The sequence below is a fragment of the Iodobacter violaceini genome (genome assembly GCF_011601265.1).
Lineage (GTDB): Bacteria > Pseudomonadota > Gammaproteobacteria > Burkholderiales > Chitinibacteraceae > Iodobacter > Iodobacter violaceini.
Genome location: NZ_JAAOLX010000008.1, coordinates 184,375 through 198,274 on the forward strand (window position 1 = coordinate 184,375; position 13,900 = coordinate 198,274).

The following is a 13,900-nucleotide window of genomic DNA, read 5'->3' on the forward strand; positions in this document are numbered from 1 at the left end:
ATCTGTTGCTTAAAGGGCATCAGTTATCCCAGGAGCCAATATCAGCATCTGTACCTTCACCACCCTGCTGGCCATCAGCACCATAGCTCATGACATCAATTTCACCCTTAATGCCCGGGCTGAGGTAAAGATAATCACCACCCCATGGGTCTTTAGGCAGCTTTTCCAGGTAACCACCGGTTTTCCAGTTATTTGGCACAGGAGCAGCACTTGGCTTTTCTACCAGTGCCTTTAAGCCCTGTTCGGTACTTGGGTAACGGCCGTTATCCAGCTTATAAAGCTTGAGCGCCTGGACCACAGAACGGATATCTTGTTTAGCGGCCACAACGCGGGCCTCATTCGGGCGATTCATAATTTTAGGCACCACTAAAGCGCCCAAAATAGCCAGAATGGTAATCACCACCAAAATTTCAATCAGCGTAAAACCGCCTTGCCTGCGTTTCATTTCATACTCCCCTTTATGAAAGCCATTACGATTTGTTCGTATTCGGCTTTTTATTTAACCAATTGATTCATTTCAAAAACAGGTAACAGAATCGCCAATACAATCACAAGCACCACGCCGCCCATTAACAGGACCATCAGCGGGCCAAGCAGCCCGGTAAAGGTTGAAACGCGATTTTCTAATTCTTGCGTTTGCTGCGCAGCAGCTTTTTCCAGCATATGTTCAAGGCGCCCCGTTGCTTCACCGCTGCCGATCAGATGGATCAGCACGGGCGGAAACATTTTGCTTACCGCCAGTGCACGCGACAAGGTCATCCCTTCACGCACCTGCCTCGCCGCTTCAGCCACCGCATCGCGCAGGGGCAAGCTGCCCAGCACGCCACTCACAGCCTGCAAAGCATTCAGAAGCGGCACGCCGCTTCCTACCAGAATCGCCAAAGTAGAAGCCAGCTGAGCGGTATTTGCAGTACGCTCAAAGCGCCCAATCAGAGGCAGCTTTAAACGCCATGCATCAAACTGCCGTCTTACCGCTTGTTTTTTAAGGGCATGCCAGCCTGCTGCCGTGGCTATCGCCAGCAGCACAAAGAAAATCAGCCCCCAATCGCGCACAAACTGGCTGGCCCAAAGCAAAAGACGCGTGAGCAGAGGCAGCGTTTGCTTGGCACTCTGAAACACCGTCACCATCTGCGGCACAACCCAAGTCAAAAGCCCGACAATCACCAGCGCCGAAACAAACATCACCACAGCGGGGTAAATAAAGGCCAGCCCCACTTTTGAGGCCAGAGACGCACGGGATTCAAGATAATCGGCCAGGCGCTGCATCACGGCAGCCGCTTTGCCTGATTCCTCTCCCGCGCTGACAATCGTACGGTAAAGCTCCGGGAAAACACGGGGATGACGTGTAAGCGCCTGAGAAAGTGAGGAGCCAGCCAGAATCTCGCTGCGCAGCGCGGCAACCAGCTGCTTTTCGCGCTCGACTTCACTTTGCTCAATCAAAACAGAGAGCGCCTGCTCAATAGGCAAACCCGCATCCAGCAGGGTGGCCAGCTGGCGTGTGAGCAAGGAGAGCTTTGCTGTGCCTAAGCTGCGCTCACCTTTTGCCCCGGCAGAGGCGATTTCTTCCAGCTCGGAAACCCACAAACCCTGCTGACGCAACAAACCCTTGGCTAAGCGAGACGTTTCCGCCTCGATAACGCCACGCGCAGCCTTCCCGCCCTCGTTCACAGCGCGGTAGCGAAAAGCGGTCATACGGAAATACCAGAGAGATGAAGTACCCAACAAATTATCATTTTTATTATTTTGTTCAGGAGTGGTTAATTAAACTGAGGGTTTTATAATTCATACAAAAGCCGCCCCTGATTTTATACAAGAAATCAAAGACGGCCCGCATTCTCTTTAAATATTTAAGAGAAAATCACCGTTTTCTTTGCATAAACCAGAATCCGGTTTTCAAGATGGGCCCGTACCGCACGTGAAAGCACCATTCTTTCCAAATCACGGCCTTTCTGAATCAGCATATCTATATCGTCACGGTGCGAAATACGCATCACATCCTGTTCGATAATCGGGCCATCGTCCAACACCTCGGTGACATAATGGCTGGTTGCACCAATAAGCTTTACACCACGGGCAAATGCGCGGTGATAAGGCTTTGCCCCTTCAAATGCGGGTAAAAATGAATGGTGAATATTAATCACACGCTGCGGATAAGACGCGGTAAATTCGTGGCTTAATACCTGCATATACCGGGCAAGCACAATTAAATCAATCTGACTGGCTTCCAGCAATGCACGCTGGGCTTGTTCTGATTCGGCTTTATTGTCTTTAGTTACGGTAATCACATGATAAGGAATGCCATAGTAATCCGCCAGGCCACGGCAATCTTCATGATTAGAAATAATCAGCGGAATATCGCAGCGCAATTCGCCGCTCTTATGCCGGTGCAGCAAATCAACCAGACAATGGTCATATTTAGAAACAAAAATAGCCACTTTGGGGCGGCGGGCAGACAAGGCCACCGACCATGTCATCTGGAAGCGATCAGCAATAGGCTGAAAAGCAGCAGCGAACGCGCTCATATCCAATGAAAAATCGGTGACATCCCACTCTACCCGCATCAGGAAGAGATTTTCTGTCTCGTCCTGATGCTGATCGGCGTGAACAATATTGGCGTTATAGGTATACAGAAAATTGGCAATCGCAGCAGATAAACCTTTTCGATCCGGACAACTAATCAGTAGTGTTGCGGTATTCATTCAGTGACTCTAGTAAAATCTATTCCTAATTCTAACAGCAACACCCGCCTTAAGGCATTAGTCCAGCCATGGCAAAATACGCTCAATGATGATTCTGCGCAGAGAGACAGTCTTTTTGTTTCTGACGGCACTGCTCTACCATTCGTTCTCCATCTGTTAACAGCTGCTCAAACGGGGTGCTGAAACGGTGTTTAGGTATTTTTGCTCTCCAGACATAGCCTTCCTCAGGCACGTCCAGCAGATCCACCGGATAATTAAACATGGCTGCATAAATTGCAGAACCCACACCGGAAATACGTGCGGGGTTGAAAGATCGGCCATCTGGCCCCATCATCTCGTGATCGAGAGACCTTAATGCAACAGCGATGGTTTCTTCAGGAGACAATTTATCCTGTAAGGCCACACGTACAGCGGCAAGTAAAATTTCTTTTTGAATCAAGTCCATCACTCCCCCAAAATATTTACTATGTTGTTTTATTCTGGGTTTCTATCTGTTTAATACAAGGCGTTTCGCCTGCCACCTGTCAGCCCACATATGTTCCATATTGTCTTATTTCAGCCTGAAATCCCGCCTAATACAGGCAATGTTATCCGCCTCGCCGCCAATACGGGCTGCAGCCTGCATTTAGTCAAGCCACTGGGCTTTGAGCTGGATGACAAGCGTATGCGTCGTGCCGGACTGGATTACCACGAGTTTTCCAGCATGCAAATCCACGAATCATGGGCAGATTGTCAGCAATCTTTAGCTGGCCATCGTTTTTTTGCCATGACTACAAAAGGATCAGCAAGGCACGACCGCATTATCTACGAGAAAGGTGACGTTTTTGTGTTCGGCCCGGAAACGCGGGGCCTGCCAGAGGAAGTTCGCGCAGAATTTGCAGCAGACCGCCGCATTCGCCTGCCCATGATGCCGGATAATCGCAGCTTAAATTTATCAAACGCAGTGGCCATCACAGTGTTTGAAGCATGGCGGCAAATGGATTTTGCCGGGGCAAGTTAAAACTTCATTTCAAAAAAAGCAGCGCAGAAGAATTAATCTTCTGCGCTGCTTTTTTTCAGCGTAGCATCAGGCCAGTATACATGCCGCTTGTGTTTGCTCTGTCAGCGCCCGCAACTGAGGAATATCTTTAGAGCACTGATCTGATGCCTTAGGGCAACGGGTTCTGAATACACAGCCAGATGGTGGATTAATTGGGCTGGGCAAATCACCCTGCAAGATCTGAATCACCTTATTTTTCTCACGCTCTGGATCAGGGATAGGAATCGCAGACAAAAGTGCCTGGGTATAAGGATGGCTGGGATGCGAATAAAGCGCTGCTTTCTTTGCCAGCTCCATTTCATGCCCAAGATACATCACCAGAATCCGATCACTGATATGCTTAACGACCGCAAGATCATGAGCAATAAAAATAAGTGCAAGGCCCATTTCACGCTGCAATTCTTTAAGCAGATTCACAATCTGCGCCTGAATCGACACATCCAGCGCTGAAACAGGCTCATCACAAACGATCAGCTTAGGCTTCATAATCAGTGCACGCGCAATACCAATACGCTGGCACTGCCCGCCCGAAAATTCATGCGGATAGCGATTAATCTGCTGCTCACGCAAACCAACCCGCACCATAATCGCTTTTACCTGAGCCATTACCTCGGCTTCTGAGATATGCGGGTAATGGGTCTTAAGCGGCTCTGCAATAATCTGCGCCACGGTCATCCGCGGATTTAAAGACGCCAGAGGATCCTGAAAAATCATCTGAATATCTTTGCGCGCCTCCAGCCAGTCTGCGCTGCTGGCGCCGCTCATTTCCTTACCCATCCAGACAATACTGCCGCTGGTGGCCGGAATTAAATTCAGCACAGCACGCGCCAGAGTCGACTTACCGCACCCCGACTCACCCACCACGCCCAGCGTTTCACCCGCATAAAGATCAAGTGATACACCATCCACGGCTTTCAGCGTTTTACTGGCTTGCCAAGGCCATTTCACGCCCTGACGCACAGAAAAATGAACTTTTAAATCACGAATAGACAGAATCGGTTGGCGTGTATCAGACATGAGCCTCCTCCAGCTTGGTTTCTTCTACCGGCTTATGACAAGCACGCAAAACACCGCCCGCACCAACAGGCAGCAATAAAGGCAATTCGCTGTGGCAGCGCGCCACCGCATGGTTGCAGCGCTCGCTGAACGGACAGCCAGGAGGCATATGCGCCATATTCGGCGGGTTGCCCGGAATAGAAATCAGGCTCTCACTGTCATCATGATCAAGGCGCGGCAGCGCCCCAAGCAGGCCAACGGTATAGGGATGCGTTGCGTGATAAAAGATATCACTGGCATTGCCCTGCTCCATGACACGGCCACCATACATCACCAGCACTTTCTCGCAGAGGCCGGCCACCACACCCAAATCATGCGTAATCATCACAATGCCGGTACCAAAATCACGCTGCAAGTCTTTTAACAGCGCAATAATTTGTGCCTGCACCGTCACATCCAAAGCGGTTGTCGGCTCGTCTGCAATCAGCAGCTCCGGCTCGCATAAAAGTGCCATTGCAATCATCACCCGCTGGCGCATCCCGCCAGAAAACTCATGCGGATACATCATCACACGGCGAGCTGCTTCAGGAATTTTTACCGCATCGAGCAGCTCTATCGAGCGCTTTTTTGCATCGCGGCGGCTCATGCCCTTGTGCAACTCCAGCACTTCGGTCATTTGGCGCTCAACCGTAAGATAAGGATTCAGGGACGTCATCGGGTCCTGAAAAATCATCGCCACACGATTACCGCGAATCTTATTCAATTGCTGAGCAGGCATCGTCAGCAAATCCTGCCCATCAAATAAGGCACGCCCCTGGGTCTTGCCATTTTTAGCCAGCAAACCCATCAGGGCCAGCACAGTCTGGCTTTTACCCGAGCCTGACTCACCGACAATACCCAGCGTTTCACCGCGATTGAGCTCAAAAGATACGCCATTGACCGCGCTGACCGAGCCATCATTGGTGGCAAACTGCACACCGAGGTCTTTTACAGATAATAAACTCATGATGCTGCCTTTAATCCAATTTGGTCACGCAAATGATTGCCGCCCAAATAATGAACACCCACAGATAATAAACACACGATACTGGGCTCCGCTTACCGATCTTTCGGGTCAAGCGCATCACGCATGCCGTCACCGATATAATTGGCACAATACAAAGTGGCAGACAGCATGGCCGCCGGGAAGAGCAATAACCACGACGTGGTTTCCATTACACTGGCGCCATCATGAATCAGCACTCCCCAGCTGGTCATCGGCTCCTGAATACCCAAGCCTAAAAATGACAAAACCGACTCAGTTAAAATCACACCCGGCACGGTTACCGTCGTGTAAATCACCACAATACCTAAAAGATTTGGCACAACATGACGGAAAATGATTTTCCATGTTGGAACGCCAATAGCATGGGCAGCTTCAATATATTCTTTTGATTTAATGGCTAAGGTTTGCCCGCGAACCACACGAGCCATATCCATCCAGCCAAATACCGTAATTGTTAAAACAACCAGATAAAATTCACGGCCTAAAAGGGTAACCATTAAAATGGCAATCAGCAGATAAGGAATTGCATACATCATATCGACGATACGCATCATCACGGAATCCACTTTCCCGCCAAGAAAACCGGCAGTCGCCCCCCATATTACGCCGATCGCAACCGAAGTTAAGGTAGCCAGTACACCAATCATCAGAGAAATGCGGCCACCAATTAAACTGCGGACTAATAAATCCCGGCCCAATTCATCCGTACCAAACAAGTGCCAGTTTTGTAATGTAGGGGCTAAACCCATTGCACCAAAATCAGTATCTTCATAAGAATTGGGCAATACAAATGGGCCTAAAATACAGGCAATTGTAATCAGCATTAAAATAATGGCGCTGATCACTGCAGCCTTATTTTTAAAGAAACGCCGGCGTGCATCTGCCCAGGGGCTGCGGCCTTCAACAGGCAAGCTTTCCAGCGTAGCGGCGAGTTTTTTATTTCTGAATAACATGACAACCCCGCCTGTTAGTAACGAATTTTAGGATCGAGCAGCGCGTAGGCTAAATCGACTAATAAATTAAGCAATACAGCAACCACAGTCACCAATACAACCAGCCCTAATACAAGGGTGTAGTCACGATTACTTGCACCATTCACAATTAACTTACCAATACCGGGCAAAGAAAACACCGATTCAGTGACAACCGCCGCAGTAATGGATGAAATAGCCAATGGGCCTAATACAGATACAACAGGCAATAATGCCGGCTTTAAGGCGTGACGAAACACAATCGTTTTTAAAGGCAGGCCCTTAGCGCGTGCTGTACGAATAAAATTGCTGCTCATCACTTCAATTAAGCTGCCACGCATCACTCGCGCAATGGTCGAAACATTAATAAAAGTCAGCAGGGAAAGGGGTAAAACAATAAAGCGAAGATTGAATTCATCCCAGCCGCCAGCAGGTAAAATCGGAACCCAGATAGCAAATATCAGAATTAATACCGGCCCTAATACAAAAGAAGGGATTGTGCTGCCAATATTACCAATCAGCATCACAAAATAATCAATAAAACTATTTTGCTTAAGTGCAGCGGTAATACCCAAGCCGACACCAATAATTATTGACAATAAAATGGCCCCGCCACCAATTGTCAGGGATACAGGCAAAGCCGCAGCAACCAGATCATTAACACTCCAGTCGGCATAGCGAAAAGACGCACCTAAATCACCGTGCAATAAACCTTTCAGGTAATATAAATATTGCTGCCAAAGCGGCAAATCCAAATGGTATTTAGCTTGTAAATTAGCCAAAACAGCTTCAGACACCTTGCGCTCGGTATCAAACGGGCCGCCTGGTGTTAAATGCAGCAATAAATAGCAGATAGTAATTACTGCCAGCATTGTAGGTATCGTCGCCAAAATTCGGCGGAATGTATAAGCCCACATCGGCATTCCTTCCCTGGTTCTTATGTTTAATCAAACTGCTTTCAGTGTGAGCCGCTCTCTGGCTGCGCTACACAGACAAAACAACGCCGCTTTGAGCTATAGCCCAAAGCGGCAACGCATCACAAATTTAAATCTTAATGCTTAATAATATAAAACTCTTTGCTCAGATAACGATCAACCGGGTTCTTGGTTGAATAGCCACCCACATAAGATTTAACCAGGCGTGGCAGGGTATATTGCAATAATGGAATCATTGGATAATCATCCATAATCATTTTTGCAGCCTGAGTCAGCAATGCTTTACGTTTTGCCACATCCTGCTGCTCATTACCCTGTTTAATTAATTCCTCTGCTTTCGTATTGCAGTTTGCATTATCATTTTGTGAAGAACCACACTGAACTAAAGTAAGGAAAGTTGTGGCATCATTGTAATCAGCCAGCCAGCCATTACGTGCGATTTGGAAATCACCATCGTGGCGTTTCTTTAAAAGCACTTTAAATTCGAGGCTGTCTAATTCAGTATCCAGGCCAAGCTTGGTTTTCCACTCAGAAGAGGCAAACAAAGCCATTTTCTTATGGTAATCATCGGTGTTATAAGTAAATTTAATTTTTGTGCCTGGTTTAACGCCTGCTTCAGCCAGTAATTTTTTAGCTTCTTCCACTCGTTTTGCCATTGGCCACTTGACCCAGTCATAAGTGGTTACATCAGCACCTTCAAGGCCTTTAATCGTCACGCCATACGCAGGAATCTGGCCATCAACCGTTACTTTTTGTGCGAGAATATCGCGATCCAATACCATAGACAGCGCTTTACGCACGCGCACATCTTTCATCATTGGATCTTTATTATTTAAAGAATAATAACGCAAACCCAGGATAGGGCCATTCTGGATTTCCTTAGGGAAATCTTTTTTCAGCTTTTCGTACTGACCTGCAGGCAATTGGTAAACAAAGTCGTTATCGCCTGACTGATAGAGTTTTAATTCTGCATTGCCCGCTTCAACAGGCAAATAGGTTACACGTGTCAGCTGTACATTTTTTGCATCCCAGTATTGGGCATTTTTTTCCAGCACAATTTTGCTGTTCACTTTCCAATCTTTTAATACATAAGCACCATTGCCAACCATATTGCCCGGCTTGGTCCAGTCTTTACCAAACTTATCCACCGTGGCTTTATGTACAGGCGCAAATTGCGAATTAGCTAATACACTTGGCAAATAAGCAATTGGATTAGGTGTTTTTACTTCCAGGGTATATTTATCAATGGCCTTAACACCCAAAGTACCAGGCGCTTTTTTGCCTTCTGCAATTTCTAAGCCATTCAATACAAAAATACCATATACCGTGCCGTAGGTTGATGCAATTTTTGGATCAAGGAAACGTTGCCAGCCATATACAAAATCAGCCGCTGTAATCGGGTCACCATTAGAAAATTTAGCGTCTTTACGCAAAGTAAATACCCAAGTCGTTGGGTCTTTTTGCTTCCAGCTTGTAGCTACACCTGGTTGTAAGCGCCCTTCATTATCACTGGTGGTTAAACCTTCAAACAAATCACGGGTAATGTTATTCGCACCAACAGATTCAGCAAGATGAGGATCCAGTGTTTCTACCTCGGACCCATTATTACGAATCATTTCTTGCTTGTCGCTAAGCTTAACGCCCGCAGGCACAGTTGCTGCGAATGCTGCTCCGCCTAAGGCAAGTGAAAGCGCGAATGTCACTGATTTCATAGTCCAGCTCATTGTGTCTCCTTAAAGGGCGATACCCGATTATTGCAAGATAAATAAGCCACTCCTTCGATCTGAAGAAGTGGCTCAAATGAAGATACACGGCTTAAACCCGTGTTACATCAGATAAAACGACTACTTAGAATAAAAGAATCATACCTGCGCTGATTACTTTAGGTGTTTTTGTCAGGCCTTTGCTGACGCTGGTTTCAAACGCATTTTCATCTTTATTCTGAATTACTGAGCCTTCTACGTACAACAAGGATGATTTAGACAGGTTGTAATCAGTACCGATTTCAAACTGATTAGCCTTAGCAACCGCCTTAGCGCCACCAATCTTACCTTCACCCTGGTAAACATATCCAACACGTGGAACCCACTTACCGATTTCGTATTGGGCCATTACAATAGCGCTATCACGCTTGAACTCGCCACCAGCAAGCATATCTTGCTTAGTGTTTTGATATAACGCACCAATTTGCAGACCTTCAATTGGGAATACTTTTGCGCCCAGCAAGTATGAAGTCATCTTGCCATCGCCCTTAAGCGAAGTACCACCAGTTTCACTTGTACGTGCTTGGTTTTTCAAGCTATTAACACCGCCATAAATTGCAAACTTACTGTGGGTATAGTTAGCAGTAGCATCGTAACCTTTTTGGCTACCGGCAAGATCAGCGCGGGTATCAATCACAGCATTTACCGAGGCAGAAAAACCACCCCATGTAGGTGTTGTGTAATAAGCAGCATTTTCATGACGTGTGCGGTAAGTTGCGTCCTTAAAGGTGCTAGCCAGCGTTGTATTGCTTTCAAACAGATCAAAAGTTTCTACCAGCAGGTCATAAGCACCTTTGCTTCGACCAAAACGCACAGTGCCAAGATCTTTTGTTTCAACACCAATCCACGCTTCACGAGTACCAAAATTGCCACCAACATCTGACTCAATTTTCCATAGTAAATTAGAACCATTATCCAGTTTGTCCGTACCCTTAAAGCCAACACGGCTGCCAATATCTTCAAGCGAGAATTTGTTAGCTTCGTCAGTACCGCTTACAGAATTGCCGTAATCAATCGATTTTTGTGCAATACCGTAAAGTGTTACGTCTGCCTGGGCATAAGAAACAACACATAAACTTGCTACTGCTACAGCCAGAATTTTCTTAACAGTCATTTTTAATTCTCCTTAAGGTCAATAAGACCACCATATGTGTAAAGAACAATATGCTTTTTCTTTACCTGATGACTAGCCCCTGCAGCGTCGCTCTTTCTGCTTTCCGCACCAGAAAGAAAATTAAAAATGAAACCACTAATTGCAAACAGCCTGGTTTTCCAGTTGTAAAAACGGCACCTCATTTAATACGCACCAAAATAGTGCGAAAAAGAAAAACACTACCAAGCCCGACGCACAATAAAGCCCAGCTTCTTACACCGCCAACAAGGAACAATTCACATTAACACTGACTTAATGTAAAACCACGCACTTGCAGCAAAAGCCAAAAACCGCACCAAAACAGTGCACGAACGACACAGCTTATCTACCGACAAGCAAGTAAATAATTTACAAACACACCCAAACTGCGAAAAAAATATTTAAAAACACCATAAAGCACAAACATGCCACACATCAAACAAACCGCCAATCAGATTTACACGTCCAGCATCGAAAAAATAATCACAAAAAATACCGAAAAATACAAAAAAACCCCTAGACAAATATCGAGTCTTTTTTACAACAAAAAAACAATTCAAATCATTAAAATTAAATCAAGCAACAAAATACCATAAAAAAACATATCCATCACCAGATAAAACCATGAAAGCATACAAATTTAGTACTATTATGAAAAAATTTTTATAAAAAATTCATCATCTATCTGCGGCTCATAAAAAAACCCGCATCAGCGGGTTTTTTTATGAGCACAAAAAGTATCAGCCGTTATAAGGATGACGTAATACGATTGTTTCTGTACGATCCGGGCCAGTTGAAATAATATCCACTGGTGCACCACACACTTCCTCAATGCGCTTCAGATAAGCACGGGCATTGGCAGGCAAATCTTCCAGCTTTTTAACGCCAAAAGTAGACTCAGACCAACCCGGCATTTGCTCATAAATTGGCTCACAACGTGCAATCTGCTCTGCACCAACCGGCAAGATGTCGATAATTTCGCCATCCAGCTTGTAACCAGTACAAATACTAATCGTTTCAATACTGTCCATCACGTCCAGTTTTGTCACACACAAGCCTGATACGCCGTTAATCTGAATAGAGCGCTTCAATGCTGCCGCATCAAACCAGCCACAGCGGCGGGCACGACCCGTTACAGAACCAAACTCATGGCCACGCGACGCAAGACCCGCTCCTACATCATCAAACAACTCAGTAGGGAATGGGCCAGAACCAACGCGCGTGGTGTAAGCCTTCACAATACCTAAAACATACTGCAACATTTGTGGCGCAACGCCTGCACCTGCTGATGCAGCACCCGCCACGCAATTGCTGGAAGTCACATATGGATAAGTACCATGATCGATATCAAGCAATGTGCCCTGCGCACCTTCAAACAACAACGGCTGACCCGCTTTATTCATATCGTAAAGCGTACGTGAAACATCACCCAGCATAGGCTTGATTCGCTCAGCGTAAACCAGTGCTTCATCGTAAACCGTCTGGAAATCGACTTCTTCAGCCTTGAAGTAGTTCTTCAGGGCAAAGTTGTACCAATCAAGGTTTTCTTTCAGCTTGGCTGCAAAACGCTCAGGGTGATACAGGTCTTGCAAGCGAATTGAGCGGCGAGCGATTTTATCTTCGTACGCAGGGCCGATACCACGACCAGTTGTACCGATCTTCATCTCGCCTTTAGCCGCTTCACGCGCCTGATCAATGGCAATGTGATATGGCAAAATCAACGGGCAAGCTTCTGAAATGCGCAAACGGCTTGCAACATCAATACCCGCAACCTCCAGCTCATCGATTTCTTTGAGCAGTGCCTCTGGTGAAATCACCACACCATTGCCGATAAAACAAGCCTTGCCTGCATGCAAGATGCCAGACGGAATTAAACGCAGAACGGTTTTTTTACCGCCTACCCACAGTGTATGACCGGCATTGTGACCGCCCTGAAAACGAACCACGCCTTGTGCGTGATCGGTTAACCAGTCAACGATCTTGCCCTTACCCTCGTCACCCCACTGGGTACCAATCACGACCACATTTCTGCTCATGCCAAACCTCACTATTAAAACCAACGTAACCAAAACACGCGATATCTGAGTACCACGTAATGCACTAAGCGGCGCACTCCATCACAGAAGCGCCACGGGGAATCAATCACTATTACCATCAGGCAGCGGCAATACCTGCCACTGACCATCTGCCCATTTAAGCTCACGGTCAACACTCACTTCGGATGTATTTACACCCAAATCAACCATGACAATTTCACCGGCATTGCGCAACAAGCGAATTGCCGCAAGCAAGCCCACATCATCTCCTGCCGGGGCCAACACACCAGAGCGCAAAGACGGAAAAGGCAAAGACGAAAACTCACGTAAATCCATACTAAAACCAGTAGCAGGGCGGGAGCGGCCAAACTTCTCACCCACACTATCATAGCGCCCGCCACGCGCTACCGCATTGGTAAATCCATGAGCGTAAGCAGCAAAAACAAGGCCCGTATGATAATAGCAGCTGCGTAATTCAGCTAAATCAAAGTGCACCACAATACCGCGCAATTTCAATGCAGCAGTCAGTTGATCAAGGCTATCAAGTGCCGAGCTGATGCCTGGCAGCGCTGGAAGCTCAGCACGTGCACGGGCAAGCACCTCGCTGCCACCATAAAAAGAAGGCAGCAGCAGTAATGCGGCCTGTAATTCAGCAGCAATACCTGACGTTGTTTCACGAATGGTCGGCAAATCTTTTTGCTGCAGAGCCGCAAAAACTTCTGCACGACGATTTCCAGCAAGCCCAGCCTCATCCGCCAGTGCATGAAACAAACCAATATGCCCAATATCTAAACGTGGCGACTGCAAACCTGCCAGAGAAAGGCTCTCAAACATCAGCTCAATCGCCTCTACATCCGCAGCAACACTGGCACAACCGTAAATCTCAGCACCGATCTGACGCGGCTCACGCGTTGACAACACCCCTTCCGGCCGGGTATTCACCACTGAGCCTGCATAACAAAGCCTCGCCACACCCTGGCGATTTAAAATATGCGCATCAATCCGAGCCACCTGGGGCGTGATATCTGCACGCAAGCCCATCTGACGGCCTGTTAATTCATCCACAAGTTTGAATGTTTTTAAATCAAGGGCACTGTCATCTTGTGTAAATAATGATTCCACATACTCGATCAGGGGAGGTGCAACCTGCTCGTAGCCATAACAAGCAAAAAGATCGAGTACTTTACGACGCAAAGCCTCTATTTGGCGGGCTTCGGAAGGTAAAACATCAGAAATATACTCAGGGAGAATCCAGTTGCGCATAGTCATTTGCTTTAAAAAACA

The 13,900-nt window shown here is 46.9% G+C and carries 13 protein-coding genes; 1 reads left to right on the forward strand and 12 read right to left on the reverse strand.

All coding sequences use genetic code 11. From position 1 onward, the window contains the following. Nucleotides 1–19: 19 nt before the first annotated feature. The 4 genes from gspG to HA050_RS16165 form a co-directional block, all read right to left on the reverse strand. Nucleotides 20–445 carry a type II secretion system major pseudopilin GspG gene (gene gspG, locus HA050_RS16150; RefSeq protein ID WP_099396922.1) on the reverse strand — a complete coding sequence of 142 codons (426 nt, stop codon included), beginning with the start codon at nt 443–445 and terminating at the stop codon, nt 20–22. A 50-nt stretch (nt 446–495) separates the two neighbouring features. Then, entirely contained in the window at nt 496–1,692 is a 1,197-nt protein-coding gene (gene gspF, locus HA050_RS16155) for a type II secretion system inner membrane protein GspF (protein ID WP_166828337.1), read from the reverse strand. Between the two features lie 155 nt (nt 1,693–1,847). Next, nucleotides 1,848–2,699 (reverse strand): formyltetrahydrofolate deformylase, encoded by an 852-nt coding sequence (purU, locus tag HA050_RS16160; protein WP_099396924.1) that lies wholly within the window; start codon nt 2,697–2,699, stop codon nt 1,848–1,850. Between the two features lie 82 nt (nt 2,700–2,781). Next, the gene (locus HA050_RS16165; protein ID WP_166828340.1) at nt 2,782–3,144 is read right to left on the reverse strand and encodes a hypothetical protein; all 363 of its coding nucleotides are present in this window, start codon (nt 3,142–3,144) and stop codon (nt 2,782–2,784) included. Nucleotides 3,145–3,234: 90 nt separating this feature from the next. Here HA050_RS16165 and trmL point away from each other — a divergent pair, with 90 nt between their 5' ends. Further along, a complete protein-coding gene (gene trmL, locus HA050_RS16170) occupies nt 3,235–3,699 on the forward strand; it encodes a tRNA (uridine(34)/cytosine(34)/5-carboxymethylaminomethyluridine(34)-2'-O)-methyltransferase TrmL (protein ID WP_166828343.1) in 465 nt (154 codons plus the stop codon). A 66-nt stretch (nt 3,700–3,765) separates the two neighbouring features. On the opposite strand, the gene oppF is transcribed toward trmL, so the two are convergent. From oppF to HA050_RS16210, 8 genes are all read right to left on the reverse strand, one after another. Further along, complete coding sequence (oppF, locus tag HA050_RS16175; RefSeq protein ID WP_166828346.1) at nt 3,766–4,755, reverse strand: murein tripeptide/oligopeptide ABC transporter ATP binding protein OppF; 990 nt, start codon at nt 4,753–4,755, stop codon at nt 3,766–3,768. Next, a complete protein-coding gene (locus HA050_RS16180; RefSeq protein ID WP_166828349.1) occupies nt 4,748–5,740 on the reverse strand; it encodes an oligopeptide/dipeptide ABC transporter ATP-binding protein in 993 nt (330 codons plus the stop codon). The genes oppF and HA050_RS16180 overlap by 8 nt, the downstream gene beginning before the upstream one ends. A 92-nt stretch (nt 5,741–5,832) precedes the next feature. Beyond that, entirely contained in the window at nt 5,833–6,732 is a 900-nt protein-coding gene (locus HA050_RS16185) for an ABC transporter permease subunit (protein WP_099396929.1), read from the reverse strand. Nucleotides 6,733–6,746: 14 nt separating this feature from the next. Further along, nucleotides 6,747–7,667 carry an oligopeptide ABC transporter permease OppB gene (oppB, locus tag HA050_RS16190; protein ID WP_099396930.1) on the reverse strand — a complete coding sequence of 307 codons (921 nt, stop codon included), beginning with the start codon at nt 7,665–7,667 and terminating at the stop codon, nt 6,747–6,749. A 134-nt stretch (nt 7,668–7,801) separates the two neighbouring features. After that, the gene (locus HA050_RS16195; protein ID WP_166828353.1) at nt 7,802–9,409 is read right to left on the reverse strand and encodes a peptide ABC transporter substrate-binding protein; all 1,608 of its coding nucleotides are present in this window, start codon (nt 9,407–9,409) and stop codon (nt 7,802–7,804) included. A gap of 124 nt (nt 9,410–9,533) precedes the next feature. Beyond that, on the reverse strand, nt 9,534–10,562 hold the full coding sequence (locus tag HA050_RS16200) for a porin (RefSeq protein WP_166828356.1): 1,029 nt from the start codon (nt 10,560–10,562) through the stop codon (nt 9,534–9,536). A gap of 758 nt (nt 10,563–11,320) precedes the next feature. Further along, the gene (locus tag HA050_RS16205; protein WP_166828358.1) at nt 11,321–12,616 is read right to left on the reverse strand and encodes an adenylosuccinate synthase; all 1,296 of its coding nucleotides are present in this window, start codon (nt 12,614–12,616) and stop codon (nt 11,321–11,323) included. Nucleotides 12,617–12,718: 102 nt separating this feature from the next. Continuing rightward, on the reverse strand, nt 12,719–13,879 hold the full coding sequence (locus HA050_RS16210; protein ID WP_166828361.1) for an ATP phosphoribosyltransferase regulatory subunit: 1,161 nt from the start codon (nt 13,877–13,879) through the stop codon (nt 12,719–12,721). Nucleotides 13,880–13,900 lie beyond the last annotated feature (21 nt).

Bases quoted from the DNA above. Each gene is read 5' to 3' on its own strand.
- gspG (WP_099396922.1), bottom strand. From the start codon at position 445: ATGAAACGCAGGCAAGGCGGTTTTACGCTGATTGAAATTTTGGTGGTG.
- gspF (WP_166828337.1), bottom strand. From the start codon at position 1,692: ATGACCGCTTTTCGCTACCGCGCTGTGAACGAGGGCGGGAAGGCTGCG.
- purU (WP_099396924.1), bottom strand. From the start codon at position 2,699: ATGAATACCGCAACACTACTGATTAGTTGTCCGGATCGAAAAGGTTTA.
- HA050_RS16165 (WP_166828340.1), bottom strand. From the start codon at position 3,144: ATGGACTTGATTCAAAAAGAAATTTTACTTGCCGCTGTACGTGTGGCC.
- trmL (WP_166828343.1), top strand. From the start codon at position 3,235: ATGTTCCATATTGTCTTATTTCAGCCTGAAATCCCGCCTAATACAGGC.
- oppF (WP_166828346.1), bottom strand. From the start codon at position 4,755: ATGTCTGATACACGCCAACCGATTCTGTCTATTCGTGATTTAAAAGTT.
- HA050_RS16180 (WP_166828349.1), bottom strand. From the start codon at position 5,740: ATGAGTTTATTATCTGTAAAAGACCTCGGTGTGCAGTTTGCCACCAAT.
- HA050_RS16185 (WP_099396929.1), bottom strand. From the start codon at position 6,732: ATGTTATTCAGAAATAAAAAACTCGCCGCTACGCTGGAAAGCTTGCCT.
- oppB (WP_099396930.1), bottom strand. From the start codon at position 7,667: ATGTGGGCTTATACATTCCGCCGAATTTTGGCGACGATACCTACAATG.
- HA050_RS16195 (WP_166828353.1), bottom strand. From the start codon at position 9,409: ATGAGCTGGACTATGAAATCAGTGACATTCGCGCTTTCACTTGCCTTA.
- HA050_RS16200 (WP_166828356.1), bottom strand. From the start codon at position 10,562: ATGACTGTTAAGAAAATTCTGGCTGTAGCAGTAGCAAGTTTATGTGTT.
- HA050_RS16205 (WP_166828358.1), bottom strand. From the start codon at position 12,616: ATGAGCAGAAATGTGGTCGTGATTGGTACCCAGTGGGGTGACGAGGGT.
- HA050_RS16210 (WP_166828361.1), bottom strand. From the start codon at position 13,879: ATGCGCAACTGGATTCTCCCTGAGTATATTTCTGATGTTTTACCTTCC.